Origin of the sequence: Glycomyces salinus (genome assembly GCF_016428645.1) — a bacterium.
Lineage (GTDB): Bacteria > Actinomycetota > Actinomycetes > Mycobacteriales > Micromonosporaceae > Glycomyces > Glycomyces salinus.
The window spans coordinates 82397-99367 of record NZ_JAELXW010000022.1 but is presented as its reverse complement, the minus strand read 5'-3'; the positions used below and the strand labels follow the sequence as shown (position 1 = coordinate 99367).

Here is a 16971-nt window from a genome sequence, read left to right as displayed (position 1 = left end):
GCGGGCCAGGACTCAGCCAAGGACACGAGACAGGAAGACCAACGTGACGAACGCGCCAGGTTCGACCGCCGCCGAGGCGATCCGGAACTTCTGCATCATCGCGCACATCGACCACGGGAAGTCGACCCTGGCCGACCGGATGCTCCAGATCACCGAGGTCGTCGACGCCCGCAAGATGCGCGAGCAGTACCTCGACCGCATGGACATCGAGCGGGAGCGCGGCATCACCGTCAAGTCGCAGGCCGTCCGCATGCCATGGAAGGCCCGCTCCGGCGGCGCCGAGGGCGGGCAGTTCGTCCTCAACATGATCGACACCCCCGGACACGTCGACTTCACCTACGAGGTCTCCCGCTCCCTCGCCGCGTGCGAGGGGGCGATCCTCCTGGTCGACGCCGCCCAGGGCATCGAGGCCCAGACGCTGGCCAACCTCTACCTGGCCATGGGCAACGACCTCACGATCATCCCCGTGCTCAACAAGATCGACCTCCCCTCCGCCGACCCCGACCGCTACGCCGAGGAACTGGCCGGGCTCATCGGCTGCGAACCCGAGGACGTCTTCCGCGTCTCCGGTAAGACCGGCGAGGGCGTCGCCGAACTCCTCGACTCGACCGTCGAGCAGGTCCCGCCCCCCACCGGAGACTCCGACGCCCCGGCCCGGGCGATGATCTTCGACTCGGTCTACGACACCTACCGGGGCGTGGTCACCTACATCCGCGTCATCGACGGCCAGCTCCGCGCCCGAGACCGCATCCGCATGATGTCCACCCGCGCCGACCACGAACTGCTCGAGATCGGCGTCATCAGCCCCGAGCCGATCGCCTCCAAGGGACTGGGCGTCGGCGAGGTCGGCTACCTCATCACCGGCGTCAAGGACGTGCGCCAGTCGAAGGTCGGCGACACCGTCACCCACGAGCGCAAACCCGCGGCCTCGGCCCTGCCCGGCTACACCGAGGCCAAGCCGATGGTCTTCTCCGGCCTCTACCCGATCGACGGCTCCGACTACGGGAACCTGCGCGAGGCGCTCGACAAGCTCCAGCTCAACGACGCAGCCCTCCAGTTCGAGCCCGAGACCTCCGCGGCGCTCGGGTTCGGGTTCCGCGTCGGCTTCCTGGGCCTGCTGCACTTGGAGATCATCCGCGAGCGCCTCGAGCGCGAGTCCGGCCTCGACCTGATCTCGACCGCCCCGAACGTGGTCTACCAGGTGACCATGGAGGACGGCGAGGAAGTCGAGGTCACCAACCCCTCGGAGTTCCCCGAGGGCAAGATCTCGAGCATCACCGAGCCGGTGGTCAAGGCGACCGTGCTGACCCCGACCGACTACATCGGGCCGGTCATGGAGCTGTGCCAGTCGCGGCGCGGCGTCCAGGAGGGCATGGACTACCTCTCGACCGAGCGGGTCGAGATCCGCTACACCCTGCCGCTGGCCGAGATCGTGTTCGACTTCTTCGACCAGCTCAAGAGCCGCACCAAGGGCTACGCCTCGCTCGACTACGAGATCGAGGGCTCCCAGGAGGCGGCCCTGGTCAAGGTCGACATCCTGCTCCAGGGCGAGCGGGTCGACGCCTTCGCGGCCATCGTGCACCGCGACCAGGCCTACAGCTACGGCGTCAGGCTCGCCGAGCGGCTGAAGAAGCTGATCCCGCGCCAGCAGTTCGAGGTCCCGATCCAGGCCGCGATCGGCTCGCGCATCATCGCCCGCGAGAACATCCGCGCGATGCGCAAGGACGTGCTCGCCAAGTGCTACGGCGGCGACATCTCCCGCAAGCGGAAGCTGCTGGAGAAGCAGAAGGAGGGCAAGAAGCGGATGAAGACCGTCGGCCGTGTCGACGTCCCGCAGGAGGCCTTCATCGCCGCGCTCAGGACCGACGAGGACTGAACAGCGGACGGGGGCGGGCGCCGGAACTCCGGCGCCCGCCCCCGTCCGCTCTCAGGGCTGCGGAGGCCGCTGCGGCGGCTGCCCCTGGCCCCCGGGCGGTGGCTGGGTCGGCGGGTAGCCGGGCGTGCCCTGCGGCGGCGTCGGCGGGCGGTTGGGCCGGTTGCCGGGCTTGGACAGAAGCCACTGGTGCACTTCGGGCTGGAACACCAGGGCGAACGCCGCGCCGACGGCCGCGAGCCGGACCAGGCCCAGCAGCGAACCGAGCGCGGCGTACCAGCCCAGTCCCCAGCCTCCGAAGAAGCCGAAGAGCGAGAAGAACCCGAGGATGCCGAAGCCGATCAGCAGCGGCGTGCGCGGGTCGGCGGCGCCGAAGACCCCCAGTTTCTCCTTGACGATGAACCAGACGATGGCGATCGAGAGGCTGTAGAAGACCAGGCCGACGATGCCCGAGGTCACGATGTAGCCGGTGGCCATCCACAACGGAGCGGCGGCGACGGCGACGATCGCGAACAGGAGCATGAGGACCGAGGCGGCCATGTAGGCCCACAGCGCCTGGGTCAGCCAGTTGACCTTCTGGGGGCGGCCGGGGTCGGGCTTGACGCCCCAATGGGTGAGCGGATCGGCCGCACCGGGCGAGTGCGGCCCCGGGCCCTGACCGGGTGCTCCCGTTCCCGGACCGGGCGGTTGAGGTGGATAGGTCACTTCGGTACCTCCGAGGGACTAGAGGAATGCATTCGGTAATCACCATACCGATGCCGATCTACTCTCGACCTACCCGGAATTGCGGCTTTACCTGGAATTTAACCGCTTCTGACGGCAATTGCGCGGCATGCGGCGCCGGCTCGCGGGGGAGTGGGGCGGCCCCGGAGCAGTGCGGGACTCCGGGGCCGCCCGTTCCGGTGCGAGGCTTACAAGCGGTCGTCGGCGTGCTCGACGTCGACGCGCGGCTCTTCGGATTCGGAGAGGATCTGCGCCTCCGGCACCGGCTGGTCGTAGGTCTGATTGAGGCGGTGCTCGCCGTCGGCCACGCTGTAGGAGCGGCGCGTGTAGAGCGCCGCGCCCTGCTCGCTGACCGTCGGCACCACCTGGAAGTCCACTTCCAACTGGTCGGGAGTGATCGTGGTCTGCACGAAACCCCGCAGCGTGTTGCGGAACTTGATGTGCGGGTTGATCTCCAGGTAGCTGCTGTTCTCCGGGATCTCGTCGTAACCGTCGCCGCCCGAGCTGATCGAGCTGGTCACCAGCTCCACGCCCACCGGCGTCGAGTCGGGGTCGTCGAAGTCGGCCAGGATCTCCGAGGCCCAGTGCCGGTGCACGTCTCCGGTGAGCACCACCGGGTTGCGGACCTGGTGGTCGAGCATGCCCTGCACGATGCGGTTCCGCGACGCGACGTAGCCGTCCCAGGCGTCCATGCTGGTGTACTTGCCCGGACCTTCGTCGCCGTCTCGCTGGGCGAAGAACACCTGCTGGCCCAGCAGGTCCCAGCGGGCGTTCGAGGACTGGAAGCCGTCGAGCAGCCACGCCTCCTGCGCCTGACCGGTGATCGAGCGCTCTTCGTCCCAGGCGGCGGAGCAGTCCTGCCTGAATCCGTCCCCGCACGCCTGGTCGTCGCGGAACTGCCGCGTGTCCATCATGTGGAAGCGCGCCAGTCGGCCCCATTCGATGCGGCGGTAGATCTGCATGTCGATGCCGTTCGGGATCGACGAGCGCCGCAGCGGCATGTTCTCCCAGAACGCCTGGAACGCCGCCTCCCGGCGGGCCAGGAACGCCTCGCCCGCGGGGACGTCGGCTCCCTCCTCCGGGACCTCGTCGGCCCAGTTGTTGTCGACCTCGTGGTCGTCCCAGACCACCAGCCACGGCGCGGCCGCGTGCGCGGCCTGGAGGTCGGGGTCGCTCTTGTACTGGGCGTACCGCTGCCGGTAGTTCGCGAGGGTGACCGTCTCTGGGCCGTCGTGGTCGCGGACGTTGCCGCCGGGGGCGACGTAGGTGTCCTTGCGGTGCTCGTACTGGTAGTCGCCGAGGTGGAGGACGAGGTCCGGTTGCGACTCGGCCAGGTGCCGGTAGGCGGTGAAGTAGCCGTGCTCGTATTGCGAGCAGGAGGCGAAGGCCATGCGGAACTGCTCGGGCATCGCGTCGGCCGCGGGGGCGGTGCGGGTCCTGCCGGTCGGCGAGATCCACTGTCCGACCTTGAACCGGAAGAAGTACTCCCTGCCGGGCTCCAGCCCGGTCAGCTCGATGTGGAGGCTGTGTCCCCAGCGGGCCCTGGCCTGGTCCCAGCCGGAGGCGACGCGGCGGCGGAAGCGGTCGTCGGCCGCGACCTCCCACCGCACCGTGTAGTCCCGGTTTGGCATGCCGCCCATGCCGTCCTCGGCCAGCGGCTCGGGCGCCAGGCGCGTCCACAGCACCGCGCCGTCGGGGGTCGGGTCTCCGGAGGCGACGCCGAGTCGGAACGGGTCCTTCCGGAGGGGGCGGTGGCGGTTTTCCTGGGCCCGGGCGGCCGCGGGGATGGTGACCGCGGCCGTCGCCGCCGAGGAGGCGAGCAGGATTCGACGGGAAAGCTGCATGGAGACCTCGCTTGCGGGGAGAGAGCGGGTTGACTCCCTCAGCCCAGCAAGCGAAGTTGCATCGGTCACGACGGTCGGATAGCGGTGGGGTGAACCGCCGTCGAATAGGACAAATCACGACCAGGGGTGGTTTACTGCCCCGAAAGGCGCCGGTGCTCTACGCACCGCCGTTCAGTGTTATGACCACAGTCGACTCGTCGGTCACGGCGGCCTCGACCGTCTCGCCGTCCACCTCCGACCAGGTCTCGTCGCCGGGCTCCCACACCTGGCCGGCGTACTCGACCGAGGCGAAGTCCCATTCCAGGGACTTGGCGACCGCCCACGAGGCGCGGTGCCATCCGGCGGCCGCGTCGGCGGCCTCGATCGTGACCGTCTGCCCGTCCACGGCGGACACCGCTGCGCCCCACTCGTATTCGTAGGTCTCGGTCAGTGTCGCGGCCTCGGACGAGCGCTCCCGGTCCTCGGTGACCATGCACCTGACTCCGGCCTCCTGTCCTCCGGCGAAGGCCGCGGCGACGGCGAAGGCGTCGTCCTCCCACTTGTGGTACTCGTCGGGGTAGGCGCTGATCTGCACCTCCTGGGCGGCGTCGCCGATGGCCATGTCCTCCCAGCCGTCGATGCGGCGCAGCTTCTCGTAGAACTTGAACGAGGCGTAGACCGGGTCGAGGATCTCCTCCTCGGAGCCCCAGCCGACGCTGGGCCGTTGCTGGAACAGCCCCAGCGAGTCGCGGTCGCCGTAGTCGATGTTGGCCAGGCCCGACTCCTGAAAGGAGGTGGCGATCGCGACGGCCACGGCCCGCTCGTTCATGCCGTCGCGGTGGCCGACCGCGGCGATGGTGGCCGCGTGGAAGGTCTGCTCCGAGGTCAGGTGGAGCGGTTCGGAACCGGTCCCGAAGTAGCAGCCGGTCGGCTCGGGCGCGAGCGCCTCGCGGATCTCGTCGCTGCATCCGGTGGCCACACTGGCCGCGAGTGCGGCGGCGAGCAGGATTCGAATCGATCGCACCTTGTCTCCGATCAGGTCGGTAGCGATCTAATGTACCCAGGAAGGTGAATCCTTCTCAAGGAACGATCGGACCCCTTCCCGTCCCTCTTCGGAGAAGAAGTACTCGGCCGTGAGGGCGGCGGCCTCGCGGAGCTTGCGGCGCAGATCGGGGTCGCCGGTGAGGACCTTGATGCCGGCCTGAGCGCCGGGGCCGCCGGCCTTGAGTCCTTCGAGGACTCCTCGCAGGCCGGTGCCCCGACCGTTCCAGTCCGAGACCAGGCCCCAGGCCGCGGCCTGCTCCCCGTCGAAGTCCCGGCCGGTCAGAAACAGCTCCCGCAGCAGGCCCGGACTGAGCTTGCGGGCCACGACCGGCGCGATGACGGCCGGTACGACGCCGAGCTTGACCTCGCTGAAGGCCATGCGGGCGCCGGGGCCGCAGACGGTGTGGTCGGCCGCCGCGATCAGGCCCATGCCGCCGCCGCGAGCCGGGCCCCGGACGTGGGCGACGATCGGCTTCGGCGCCTCGCACATGTCGGCCAGCAGCTCGGCCAGATGTGCGGCCGGCAGGTCCTCGGTCCTGGTGGCGGCGGCGGACTCGCGCAGGTCGGCACCGGCGCAGAAGACCGGGCCGGCGTGGTCGAGGACGATCACCCGCACGGCCGGATCGGCCACGGCCCGGGCCAGGGACTTCCGCAGTTCGCCGATGAGTCTCGTGGACAGGGCGTTGCGGCGTTTCGGGTCGTCGAGGGCGACGGTGGCCACCCCGGCCTCGACCCGGTAATCGGTGAGTGCGTCGTTGCTATTCACGCCAGTACCGTAGTTGGTGTGTCCGCCGAAGCCATAGCCGCCGCCGCGAAATCCCCCGACACCGGTCGGAGCGGGTTCGGGGTGTACGTCCACGTGCCCTTCTGCGTCTCGCGCTGCGGCTACTGCGACTTCAACACCTATACCGCCTCCGAACTGGGGGCGGGCGTTTCCCGGGAGACGTACGCGGGCATCGTGCGCGCCGAGATCCGCGCCGCGGCCGCGCGGTTCGATCCGGTGCCGCGGGTCGACACGGTCTTCTTCGGCGGCGGCACCCCCACGCTCCTGTCGGCCGCGGACCTGAGCTCGATCCTCGCGGACATCGATATCCACTTCGGGTTGGCCCCCGACGCCGAAGTCACCACCGAGGCCAATCCCGAATCGGTCGACGCCGACTACCTCGCCGAACTGCACGACGGCGGCTTCAACCGGCTCTCGATCGGCATGCAGTCGACCGCCGAGCACGTCCTGCGCGTCCTCGACCGCGAGCATTCCCCGACCAAGGCCCTCGACGCCGTCGAGCACGCCCGCAAGGCCGGCTTCGAGCACGTCAGCCTCGACCTCATCTACGGCACCCCGGGCGAGACCGCCGACGACTTCGCCGCCAGCCTGGCCGCCGCCGTCGCCTCCGGGGTCGACCACGTCTCCGCCTACGCGCTCATCGTCGAGGACGGCACCCAACTGGCCCGCCGCATCCGCTCCGGACAGGTCCCGCACCCCTCCGACGACGTGGCCGCCGACCGCTACCTGGCCGCCGAGCACACCCTTTCCGAAGCGGGATTCTCCTGGTACGAGGTGTCGAACTGGGCCACATCGCCCGAAGCGCGCTGCCGCCACAACCTCCTGTACTGGACCGGAGGCCACTGGTGGGGCGCCGGACCCGGCGCCCACTCCCACCTGCCCGGTCTGCGCTGGTGGAACCACAAGCACCCCTCCACCTACGCCGCGGCCCTCGCCGAGGATCTGCCGGTCGCCGGACACGAGGTCCTCACCGCCGACGAGCAGTACCTTGAGCGTGTGATGCTGCTGACTCGCCTCTCCAGCGGACTACCGGTATCGTTGCTCCGTACCAACGGCAAGACCGCCGCCGAGCAGGTTGTCGCCGACGGGCTGGCCGCGATCGAGCGCGGACGACTCCGCCTCACCCTCCGCGGCCGTCTCCTGGCCGACGCCGTTGTGAGAGACCTCACCGCCTGACCGGCCGGCCCACAACGAATCCCCTTCAGCGACTCCCGGAGCCCACACCCATGCGACACCCGCACCGACCGTCCACGCGCCTGGCCCGCCGCGGCCTCCTCACCGGAGCGCTCGCCGGCGTCACCACCATGGCCGCCTGCGGCGAGGCCGAGCCTCCGATCGCCGACGACGGAGGCCAGGGCGCGGCCGAGGAGAGCCCCTCCGAATCGCCCTCGCCCGAACCGCCGAAGCAGATCAGCATCACCCACGTCGGCGACACCTTCCCCGGCTCCTACCCGAACCAGACGGCCTCCGACGAAGGCGCGAGCTTCTTCGACGGCGTGACCGACGAGCTCACCGGCGACGTCGTCATCGCCAACATGGAAGGCGCCCTGTCGACCCTCGAGTTCGACAAGTGCGGCGGCGGACAGTGCACCTACTTCCGGCTCCCCGGCGAATACGCCGAGGTCTTCGCCTCGGCCGGGTTCGACGTGCTCAACCTCGCCAACAACCACGGCTGGGACGCCGGCCCCGACGGCGCCGCCGAGACCCAGGAGGCCGTCACCGGCGCCGGCATGGAACTGGCCGGCATGAAAGACGAGATCGTCACCGTCGAAGCCCAGGGCCTGACCGTCGCCGTAGTCGGCTTCGCCCCCTACACCTTCTACACCGACGTGCGCGACCTCGACGCCGTCGCCGCGCTCGTCGACGAGGCCAAGTCCTCCGCCGACCTGGTCGTCGCCACCGCCCACCTCGGCGCCGAGGGCACCGACCACCGGCACGTCCCCGAAGGGGTCGAGAACTACCTCGGCGAGAACCGCGGCGACACCCGCGCCTTCGGCCACACCTGCGTCGACGCCGGCGCCGACCTCGTCGTCGGCCACGGACCCCACGTCCTGCGCGGCATGGAGCTCTACAACGGCAAGCTCATCGCCTACAGCCTCGGCAACTTCGGCGGCGGCCAGAACCTGTTCGCCCGCGACGGCCACCTCGGCGACTCCGGCATCCTCAAGGTCGACTTCAACGAGGACGGCAGCCTCGCCGCCGGAAGGATCGTCCCCAGCCGCATGGACGATCGCGGGTACCCTGAGCTGGACGCCGAAGGCGCGGCGATCGAATCGCTCAACGAGCTCGCCGCCGACTTCGGCGACGCGGGAGTCACCGTCGGCGAGGACGGCGTCCTCGAACTCCCAGGCGTCTGAGGCTCCCCGTAGACTGGCACTCGCGGGCCGGGAGTGCCAAACTTGAGTCCGGTCGAATGAAGGCGAACGAACGAAGGGACGTGGCCGCGATGGACGATCGCAAACTCGAAGTGCTGCGTGCCATCGTCGAGGACTACGTCGCCACCCAGGAACCGGTCGGATCCAAGACGGTCGCGCAGCGCCACGCGCTCGGCGTCTCGGCCGCCACCGTCCGCAACGACATGTCCTACCTCGAAGAGGCCGGATACATCCACCAACCCCACACCTCCGCCGGACGCATCCCCACCGACAAGGGCTACCGCCTGTTCGTCGACCGGCTCGGCAAGATCAAACCGCTCTCGGCCGCCGAGCGGCGCGCCGTCCACCGCTTCCTGGCCGAGGCCATCGACCTCGACGACGTGGTAACCCGGACCGTGAGACTGCTCTCGCAACTCACCCACCAGGTCGCCGTCGTCCAGTACCCGAGCCTGAACCGCTCCTCGGTGCGGCACCTCGAACTGGTCTCGCTCGGCCACCGGCGACTCATGCTGGTCATGATCACCGACACCGGCCGGGTCGAACAGCGCCAGTTCGAACTCTCCGTGGAGCTCAGCGAGGACGACATCCTCGAACTGCGCAAACTCATCAACGAGCAGCTCACCGACAAGCCCCTGGTCGACGCCACCCGCATCATCGGCGGCTTGGTCGCCCAGGCCCGGCCCGAGCTCGAGACCGCCATGGCCGAACTGACCCGCGTCCTGCTCGACACCGTCGTGGCCCGCCCCGACGAGCGCATCGCCGTCGCCGGAGCGGCCAACCTCGCCCGCCACCAGGCCTACTTCGCCGGCTCCCTGCGGTCGATCATGGAAGCCCTCGAAGAAGAGGTCGTGCTCATGCAACTGCTGGGCCGCACCGACTCCGGGGCGCTGTTGACCGTCCGCATCGGCGACGAGAACGAACTCGACGACTTCCGCGAGACCTCCGTTGTCTCGGCCGGATACGGGCCCGGCTCGGTGGTCGGGCACATGGGCGTGCTGGGGCCGACCCGCATGGACTACCCGGGCACCATCGCGGCCGTCCGCGCCGTGGCCCGCTACGTCTCAGAAATTTTGGAACAGAACCGCTGATAAAGGGACTATGAGAGCGCACGTGGCTAAGGACTACTACGGCATCCTCGGGGTCGACAAGAACGCCACCGAGGACGAGCTCAAGAAGGCGTACCGCAAACTGGCGCGCAAGTACCACCCCGACGTCAGCGACGAGCCCGACGCCGAGGAGAAGCTCCAGGACATCAACGCCGCCTTCGAGGTGCTGATGGACCCGCAGAAACGCGCGATCGTCGACGCCGGAGGCGACCCGTACGACCGCTCCTCCGCGGGCCCGGGCGCCGCGGGCCCGTTCATGGGCTTCGAGGACATCATGGACGCCTTCTTCGGCGGCTCCATGGGCGGCTTCGGCCGACGCGGACCGCGCTCGCGCCGCCGCCCCGGCGCCGACGCGCTCCTGCGCCTCGACCTCGACCTCGAAGAAGTGGCCTTCGGCACCGAATCGACCCTGACGGTCGACACCGCCATCCTCTGCGATGAGTGCGAGGGCGCCGGAACCGACGGCGACACCACACCCCAGTCGTGCACCACCTGCGGCGGCTCCGGAGAAGTCCAGGTAGTGCAGCGCACCATCCTCGGCCAGGTCCGCACCGCCCGCCCCTGCTCGGCCTGCTCGGGCTACGGCACGATCATTACCGACCCGTGCCGCAAATGCGGCGGCGAGGGCCGGGTGCGCTCGCGGCGCCGCATCACCGTCAAGGTCCCGGCCGGGGTCGAGGACGGCATGCGCATCCGCCTCTCCAGCGAAGGCGAGGTCGGCCCCGGCGGCGGACCGGCCGGAGACCTCTACGTCGAGGTCCACGAGAAGCCCCACGAGGTCTTCACCCGCGAGGGCTCGGACCTGCACTGCCGCGTCCGCGTGCCGATGACCCAGGCCGCCCTGGGCACCAAACTGAACGTGCACACCCTCGACGACCAGGTCGAGATCGACGTCGCGCCGGGTACCCAGCCCGGCACGGTCAAGAAGGTGCGCGGCCAGGGCGTCCCGAAGCTCCGCGGCGGCGGCGCGCGCGGCGACCTGTACGTGGAACTGGACGTGCGCACCCCCACCAAGATCGACACCGAGCAGGAGGACCTGCTCCGCAAGCTCGCGAGCATACGCGACGAGGAGATACGCGAGATCAAGTCCGGGAGTGGGTTTTTTTCGAGGATGAGGGACGCTTTCAACGGTCACGCCTAAGCCGCAGTGAAAAGTGGCCCCGGCATCGCCGGGGCCGGCCCAACCCCGCTGCCGCGGGGAACACGGATCCGGCTTTTTTAGCCGAATGCGAGACGCGGGCTCATCCCCGTAAGCGCGGGGAAAACTAACCATAATCCCGAATCAGATCCGAAACGGGGAGCGACACAGGTGACTGATCCGGTGTTTCTGATCAAGAAGCTGCCTGACGGTGACGACTTCATCCTCGACGGGCCCGAGGGGCACCACGCCGCCGACGTGCAGCGCCTCCGGCCCGGCGAGACCCTGACCCTCTCGGACGGCGACGGCGGGACCGCGCGCGCCCGAGTCACGGCCACCGATCGCGGGCTCCTGCGCCTCGAAATCCTCGAACGCTCCAGCGAACCCGCCCCCGACCCGAAGCTCACCGTCGCCCAGGCCCTGCCCAAGGGCGACCGCGGCGAACTGGCCGTGCAGATGCTCACCGAGATCGGCGTCGACGAAGTCATCCCCTGGGCCGCTTCACGATCCATCACCCAATGGAAGGGCCCCCGCGGCGACAAGGCCCGCGGCAAATGGGTCGCCACCGCCCGCGAAGCGGCCAAGCAGGCCCGACGCGCCCGCCTGCCCCGCCTGGCCGAGCTGCACACCACCAAACAACTCGCCCAGCGCCTGAGCCGAGCCGCCCAGGTCCTGGTCCTCCACGAAGAGGCCGAACTGCCGATCTCCGAAGTCGCCCTGGCCGAGACCGGCGAGATCGCCCTCGTCGTCGGACCCGAAGGCGGCGTCTCCCCCGACGAACTGGCCGCACTCGGCGCCGACCCGGTCCGACTGGGCCCGACCGTCCTCCGCACCTCCACCGCCGGACCCGCCGCGCTCGCCGTCCTCCAAGCCCGGCTCGGCCGCTGGTAGCGGGCCTCCTCGGCCCGCGCCGATGAATCCCGGGCTCCCGCCTCGTCACTACCTGACGAAGCCAACCGCTCTGCGAGGAGGAACTCGATGAACGACGCCCCGATCGACCTCGGCCCCGTGGCCGACCAGGTCGCGGACCTGCTGGACGGCATCCGCGACGACCAGCTCTCCGGACCCACCCCCTGCGACGACTACACTCTCGGCGCGCTGCTCAACCACGCGCTCGGGCTGTCCTGGGTCTTCACCAGCGCCGCCAAGAAGCAGCGCGGACCCCACACCGACAACCCGCCGCAGGCACCCTCGCCCGTCGTCGACCCCGAATGGCGGACCCTGCTGCCCTCCCGCCTGGCGCTCCTGGCCGAGGCATGGTGCGACCCCGAGGCGTGGAAGGGCGAGACCACCGCCGGCGGCGTGACCCTCCCGGCCGAGGTCATGGGCCTGGTGGCGCTCAACGAAGTCGCGATCCACGGCTGGGACCTCGCCCGCGCCGCCGGCCTGCCCTACCGCCTCCCGCCGGAGGTGATCGAGACCCTCCTGGCCTTCGACGGCCAGGACGCCGACGACCAGGCCGCCCGAGAAGGCGTGTACGCCCCGGTCGTCCCGGTCCCCGACGGGGCCGATCCGCAGGACCGCCTGATCGCGATCACCGGCCGCGACCCCGCCTGGAGCCCGGGCTCGTAGAATCGCCGAATGACTGATCAGGACTGCGTCTTCTGCAAGATCGTCGCCGGCGAACTGCCCTCCACGAAGGTCCGCGAGACCGAGCGGGTGCTGGCCTTCCGCGACATCAACCCGAAGGCGCCCACGCATGTGATGGTCATTCCCAAGGACCACTACGCGAACGTGGCCGAACTGTCCCGCTCCGACCCGGCCCTGGCCGGCGAGCTGCTGGCCGCCGCCGCGGACGTCGCCGACGACGACGGCGTGTCCGAGGACGGCTGGCGGCTGCTGGCCAACTCCGGCCGCAACGCCGGCCAGGAGGTCTTCCACGTCCATCTGCACGTGTTCGGGGGCAAACCGCTCGGACCGATGCTCGCGGTGTGAAACCTCCGGGCGGCGCGGGTTTTCTCATTGTCGAGTGTCGTCGCCGGGACTTACCATTGGAGGACAGCAGGCGACGGGACGGACCGTCGCCGACCTCCTTTTGGGAAGCAGGTGGCGAACAGCCCTCGCGGGCGAAGCCTATGACCGACCGCTCTACGCAAACCGGCCAGATCACCTCGACGATCACCGTCGCCGACCAGCGGGCGCTCATGGCCCTCCTCGGTCGCGCCGACGAGAACCTTCGGTACATCGAGCGCCGCAACCCGGGCGTTGACGTCCACGTGCGCGGGGACACGATCACCATCACCGGCGTCAACGGCAAGGCGCACGCCACCGAACGACTCTTGAAGGAGCTGCTCGCCTTGATCGAGAACGGCGAGAACGTCGATCCCGACATCATCCGACGCACCGAGGACATGCTCCAGTCCGCGCCTTCCGAGCGGCCGGTCGACGTGCTCACCCACAACATCGTCTCCAGGCGCGGCAAGACGATCCGGCCCAAGACCCTCGGGCAGAAGCACTACGTCGAGGCCATCGACAAGCACACCATCGTCTTCGGCATCGGCCCGGCCGGCACCGGCAAGACCTACCTGGCCATGGCCAAGGCCGTCCAGGCCCTCCAGGCCAAGGAGGTCAACCGGATCATCCTGACCCGCCCGGCCGTCGAGGCCGGCGAGAAGCTCGGCTTCCTCCCGGGAACCCTGGGCGAGAAGATCGACCCGTACCTGCGCCCGCTCTACGACGCCCTCCACGACATGGTCGACCCCGGCTCCATCCCCAAACTCATGGAGGCCGGCACCATCGAAGTGGCCCCCCTGGCCTTTATGAGGGGTCGCACGATCAACGACGCGTTCATCATCTTGGACGAGGCGCAGAACACCACTGCCGAGCAGATGAAGATGTTCTTGACCAGGCTCGGGTTCGGTTCGAAGATGGTGGTCACCGGAGACGTGACGCAGGTCGATCTCCCAGGCGGGACGGCCTCCGGACTCCGCGCCGTGCGCGACATCCTCCACGGCGTCGAGGACGTGTACTTCGCCTCGCTGTCGGCGCAGGACGTCGTCAGGCACCAGCTGGTCAGCGATATCGTGACCGCCTACGAGCGGTGGGACGCCAAGCGCGAGAACTCCCGGAAGGGGCATAAGGGGAACAGTGGGCATCGAGATCGTCAATGAGTCCGGCCACGAGGTGGACGAGGGCGGTGTCGTCGACGCCGCCCGGTTCGCACTCGGCGAGATGGGCGTCAACCCGCTCGCGGAGCTGTCGATCCTCGTGGTCGACCTCGATCACATGACCGAGCTCAACCGCCGCTGGATGGGCGGCACCGGCCCCACCGACGTCCTGTCCTTCCCCATGGACGACGCCATGCCCGCCCGGCCCGACTCGATCGAGCCGGGCACGCCGGTCCTCGGCGACATCGTCCTGTCTCCGGACGTGGCCGCCGACCAGGCCAAGGAAGCGGGGCACTCCGCCGCCGACGAGCTGCACATGCTCACCGTCCACGGGGTGCTCCACATCCTCGGCTACGACCACGCCGAACCCGAGCAGGCCAAGGAGATGTTCGGCCTGCAGAATCGCCTCTTGGACGCGTGGCGGGTCAAACGCCGGGCCGCGCAGAGCGCAGAGAGTTAGGTCCGGATGGGCGCGCTCTACACGCTACTGGCCCCGGCGATAGCCCTCATCTTCGTCGCCGGACTGGCGGCCATGGTGGACTCGGCCCTGAACGAGATCTCGCCGGCCCGCTCGGCCGAGCTGGCCGAGCAGCGGCGCCGCGGCGCCCCCGCCCTGGTCCGCATCACCGATGACCTGCCCAAGCACCTGAACCTGCTGATCCTGCTGCGCGTCGCGTGCGAGGCCGCCGCGATCGCGCTGACGGCCGCGGTCGCCTACGAGACCTGGGACTCCTGGTGGGCCGTGGGCGTCACCGCCGTGCTGATGACGGTGGTGTCGTTCGTGGTCGTGGGGGTCGGGCCGCGCACGGTCGGCCGCCAGCACGCCTACCCGATCGCCCTGGCCGCGGCTGGACCGGTCCGGCTCCTGGGCACCGCGCTCGGGCCGCTGGCGCGGGTGCTCATCCTGGTCGGCAACGCCGTGACCCCGGGGCGAGGCTTCCGCGAGGGCCCGTTCGCGACCTCGCAGATCGAGATCCAGGAACTGGTCGACGCCGCCGAGGCATCGGGCACGGTCGACCACGACGAGCGCGACATGATCGAGTCGGTCTTCGCCCTCGGCGAGACCGTCGCCCGCGAGGTGATGGTGCCGCGCACCGCGATGATGTGGGTCTCCGCCGACGTGAGCGCCGCCGAGGCCAAGGAAGTGGCGCTGAGGTCGGGGTTCTCGCGGATCCCGGTGGTGGGGGAGGACCTCGACGACGTGCGCGGCGTGGCATACCTGAAGGATCTCGCGCGGCTGAACGGGCTCGACTCGGCCGTCTCCGAGGTGATGCGGTCGGTCTCGTTCGTCCCCGACTCCAAGCCGGTCGACGACCTGCTGCGGGAGATGCAGACCGCGCGCATCCACATCGCCATGGTCGTCGACGAGTACGGCGGCACCGCGGGCCTGATCACCATCGAGGACATCCTCGAGGAGATCGTCGGCGAGATCACCGACGAGTACGACAACGAGCTGCCGCCGGTCGCCTGGCTCGACGACCGCACCGCGCGCGTCACCGCCCGCCTGGGCATCGACGACCTGGCCGAGCTGTTCGAGGTCGAGCTGCCCGAGGTCGACGTCGACACCGTGGCCGGGCTGCTGGCCCACGAGCTGGGCAAGGTTCCCCTCGCCGGGGACCGGGCGGTCCTGGCCGGGCTGGAGCTGACCGCCGAGGGTACCGTTGGCCGGCGCAACCGCATCGAGACCGTCCGGGTCGCGCGGCTGCCCGAGGCCGACGACGTGCCCGCGCCCGAAGCCCGATCCCAGAACGACGAGAGGCACAGGATCAATGTCTGAGACCACCGTGGACGACCTCGACCCCGAGGACGCCAAGCTCGTGACGCTGGCGCGCGGGGCCGCCGGCCGCGTTCGGCAGACCTCCGGCGCCGCCGTCCGCGACGGCATCGGCCGCACCTACGCCTCGGCCGGGGTCGACCTGCCGTCGCTGCGGCTCACCGCGCTCCAGGCGGCGGTGGCCCAGGCGTTCGCGGCGGGGGCCGAGACGCTCGAGGCGGCGGTGATCTTCAACGCCGAAGGCGACGAGGACGGCGTCAAGGCCGCGCGCGAGATCGCCGGCGACGTGGTCGTGTACGCGGTCGTTCGCAAGGCGGTGACCCGCGTTGCCTGAGGACTTCAGGGCCGGTTTCGCCTGCTTCGTGGGCCGTCCGAACGCGGGCAAGTCGACGTTGACGAACGCGATCATGGGCCAGAAGATCGCGATCACCTCCAAGCGCCCGCAGACGACCCGGCACGTCGTCCGCGCCATCCTGCACCGCCCCGAGTCGCAGCTGATCCTGGTGGACACGCCCGGGCTGCACCGGCCGCGCACGCTGCTGGGCGAGCGCCTCAACGACCTGGTGCGCTCGACCTGGTCGGAGGTCGACGTGATCGGCCTGTGCCTGCCGGCCAACGAGAAGCCCGGCCCCGGAGACCGGTTCATCGCCCAGGAGATCAAGGAACTGCGCGCGAAGGTCGTGGCCGTGGTGACCAAGATCGACCTGGTCGGCAAGGACGCCCTGCTGCGGCACTTGACGAACGTCTCGAATCTGGCCGACTTCGCCGACATCGTGCCCGTCTCGGCCAAGACCGGCGAGAACCTGGAGACGCTCGTCGACGTCCTCTCGGGCCATCTGCCGGAGTCTCCGCGGCTGTACCCGGACGGGATGATCACCGAGGAGCCCGAGCGGGTCATGGTGGCCGAGCTCATCCGCGAGGCCGCCCTGGAGGGCGTGCGCGACGAGCTGCCGCACTCCCTGGCCGTGGTCATCGAGGACATCGAGGACGAGATGAGCGAGGGCGGGCCGCGCAAGAAGATCTGGGCCGAGATCTACGTCGAGCGCCAGAGCCAGAAGGGCATCGTCATCGGCAAGGGCGGCGAGCGCCTCAAGCGGGTGGGCACCAAGGCCCGCAAGGGCATCGCCCAGCTCCTCGACAGCCGCGTCTACCTCGACCTGCACGTCAGGGTCGCCAAGGACTGGCAGCGGGACCCGAAGATGCTCGAACGGCTCGGCTTCTGAG

General features: G+C 69.8%; 17 protein-coding genes. 13 read left to right on the top strand and 4 right to left on the bottom strand.

The genetic code is table 11. From position 1 onward, the window contains the following. The first annotated feature begins 43 nt into the window (after positions 1-43). Positions 44-1876 carry a translation elongation factor 4 gene (gene lepA / locus JFB92_RS08910; RefSeq protein ID WP_199037162.1) on the top strand — a complete coding sequence of 611 codons (1833 nt, stop codon included), beginning with the start codon at positions 44-46 and terminating at the stop codon, positions 1874-1876. Positions 1877-1927: 51 nt separating this feature from the next. On the opposite strand, the gene JFB92_RS08905 is transcribed toward lepA, so the two are convergent. The 4 genes from JFB92_RS08905 to JFB92_RS08890 all read right to left on the bottom strand — a co-directional run bounded on the left by JFB92_RS08905 (position 1928) and on the right by JFB92_RS08890 (position 6229). Further along, positions 1928-2578: a hypothetical protein gene (locus JFB92_RS08905; RefSeq protein WP_199037160.1), complete on the bottom strand. Its 651-nt coding sequence runs from the start codon at positions 2576-2578 to the stop codon at positions 1928-1930. Between the two features lie 206 nt (positions 2579-2784). Next, a complete protein-coding gene (locus JFB92_RS08900) occupies positions 2785-4440 on the bottom strand; it encodes an alkaline phosphatase D family protein (protein ID WP_199037158.1) in 1656 nt (551 codons plus the stop codon). A 157-nt stretch (positions 4441-4597) separates the two neighbouring features. Further along, positions 4598-5443: a hypothetical protein gene (locus JFB92_RS08895; RefSeq protein WP_199037156.1), complete on the bottom strand. Its 846-nt coding sequence runs from the start codon at positions 5441-5443 to the stop codon at positions 4598-4600. Between the two features lie 27 nt (positions 5444-5470). Continuing rightward, positions 5471-6229: an enoyl-CoA hydratase-related protein gene (locus JFB92_RS08890; RefSeq protein WP_199037154.1), complete on the bottom strand. Its 759-nt coding sequence runs from the start codon at positions 6227-6229 to the stop codon at positions 5471-5473. An 18-nt stretch (positions 6230-6247) separates the two neighbouring features. On the opposite strand from JFB92_RS08890, the gene hemW reads away from it, so the two are divergent. The 12 genes from hemW to era all read left to right on the top strand — a co-directional run bounded on the left by hemW (position 6248) and on the right by era (position 16970). Continuing rightward, entirely contained in the window at positions 6248-7423 is a 1176-nt protein-coding gene (gene hemW / locus JFB92_RS08885; RefSeq protein WP_307789069.1) for a radical SAM family heme chaperone HemW, read from the top strand. A 50-nt stretch (positions 7424-7473) separates the two neighbouring features. Next, positions 7474-8604: a CapA family protein gene (locus JFB92_RS08880; protein ID WP_199037152.1), complete on the top strand. Its 1131-nt coding sequence runs from the start codon at positions 7474-7476 to the stop codon at positions 8602-8604. An 89-nt stretch (positions 8605-8693) separates the two neighbouring features. Beyond that, the gene (hrcA, locus tag JFB92_RS08875) at positions 8694-9710 is read left to right on the top strand and encodes a heat-inducible transcriptional repressor HrcA (RefSeq protein WP_199037150.1); all 1017 of its coding nucleotides are present in this window, start codon (positions 8694-8696) and stop codon (positions 9708-9710) included. A gap of 22 nt (positions 9711-9732) precedes the next feature. Then, the gene (gene dnaJ / locus JFB92_RS08870) at positions 9733-10869 is read left to right on the top strand and encodes a molecular chaperone DnaJ (protein WP_199037149.1); all 1137 of its coding nucleotides are present in this window, start codon (positions 9733-9735) and stop codon (positions 10867-10869) included. A 168-nt stretch (positions 10870-11037) separates the two neighbouring features. Further along, the gene (locus JFB92_RS08865; protein WP_199037147.1) at positions 11038-11757 is read left to right on the top strand and encodes a 16S rRNA (uracil(1498)-N(3))-methyltransferase; all 720 of its coding nucleotides are present in this window, start codon (positions 11038-11040) and stop codon (positions 11755-11757) included. Positions 11758-11844: 87 nt separating this feature from the next. Next, a complete protein-coding gene (locus JFB92_RS08860; protein WP_199037146.1) occupies positions 11845-12438 on the top strand; it encodes a TIGR03086 family metal-binding protein in 594 nt (197 codons plus the stop codon). 9 nt (positions 12439-12447) lie between these two features. Next, positions 12448-12801, top strand: coding sequence for a histidine triad nucleotide-binding protein (locus tag JFB92_RS08855; RefSeq protein WP_199037144.1), 354 nt, complete (start codon positions 12448-12450; stop codon positions 12799-12801). Between the two features lie 140 nt (positions 12802-12941). Further along, positions 12942-13976, top strand: a complete 1035-nt coding sequence (locus JFB92_RS08850) for a PhoH family protein (protein ID WP_199037142.1) — start codon at positions 12942-12944, stop codon at positions 13974-13976. Beyond that, positions 13954-14433, top strand: coding sequence for an rRNA maturation RNase YbeY (ybeY, locus tag JFB92_RS08845; protein WP_199037140.1), 480 nt, complete (start codon positions 13954-13956; stop codon positions 14431-14433). The genes JFB92_RS08850 and ybeY overlap by 23 nt, the downstream gene beginning before the upstream one ends. Before the next feature lie 6 nt (positions 14434-14439). Then, positions 14440-15750 (top strand): hemolysin family protein, encoded by a 1311-nt coding sequence (locus tag JFB92_RS08840; protein WP_199037139.1) that lies wholly within the window; start codon positions 14440-14442, stop codon positions 15748-15750. Beyond that, on the top strand, positions 15743-16081 hold the full coding sequence (locus tag JFB92_RS08835) for a cytidine deaminase-like protein (RefSeq protein ID WP_199037137.1): 339 nt from the start codon (positions 15743-15745) through the stop codon (positions 16079-16081). Before JFB92_RS08840 ends, JFB92_RS08835 begins: the two co-directional genes overlap by 8 nt. Beyond that, positions 16074-16970, top strand: coding sequence for a GTPase Era (gene era, locus JFB92_RS08830; RefSeq protein ID WP_199037135.1), 897 nt, complete (start codon positions 16074-16076; stop codon positions 16968-16970). The genes JFB92_RS08835 and era overlap by 8 nt, the downstream gene beginning before the upstream one ends. The last annotated feature ends 1 nt before the right edge of the window (position 16971 follow it).

Excerpts from the sequence above, each read along its gene's own strand:
- JFB92_RS08840 (WP_199037139.1), top strand. The coding sequence starts at position 14,440 with ATGGGCGCGCTCTACACGCTACTGGCCCCGGCGATAGCCCTCATCTTC.
- JFB92_RS08900 (WP_199037158.1), bottom strand. The coding sequence starts at position 4,440 with ATGCAGCTTTCCCGTCGAATCCTGCTCGCCTCCTCGGCGGCGACGGCC.
- JFB92_RS08855 (WP_199037144.1), top strand. The coding sequence starts at position 12,448 with ATGACTGATCAGGACTGCGTCTTCTGCAAGATCGTCGCCGGCGAACTG.
- JFB92_RS08880 (WP_199037152.1), top strand. The coding sequence starts at position 7,474 with ATGCGACACCCGCACCGACCGTCCACGCGCCTGGCCCGCCGCGGCCTC.
- JFB92_RS08860 (WP_199037146.1), top strand. The coding sequence starts at position 11,845 with ATGAACGACGCCCCGATCGACCTCGGCCCCGTGGCCGACCAGGTCGCG.
- JFB92_RS08850 (WP_199037142.1), top strand. The coding sequence starts at position 12,942 with ATGACCGACCGCTCTACGCAAACCGGCCAGATCACCTCGACGATCACC.
- hrcA (WP_199037150.1), top strand. The coding sequence starts at position 8,694 with ATGGACGATCGCAAACTCGAAGTGCTGCGTGCCATCGTCGAGGACTAC.
- JFB92_RS08835 (WP_199037137.1), top strand. The coding sequence starts at position 15,743 with ATGTCTGAGACCACCGTGGACGACCTCGACCCCGAGGACGCCAAGCTC.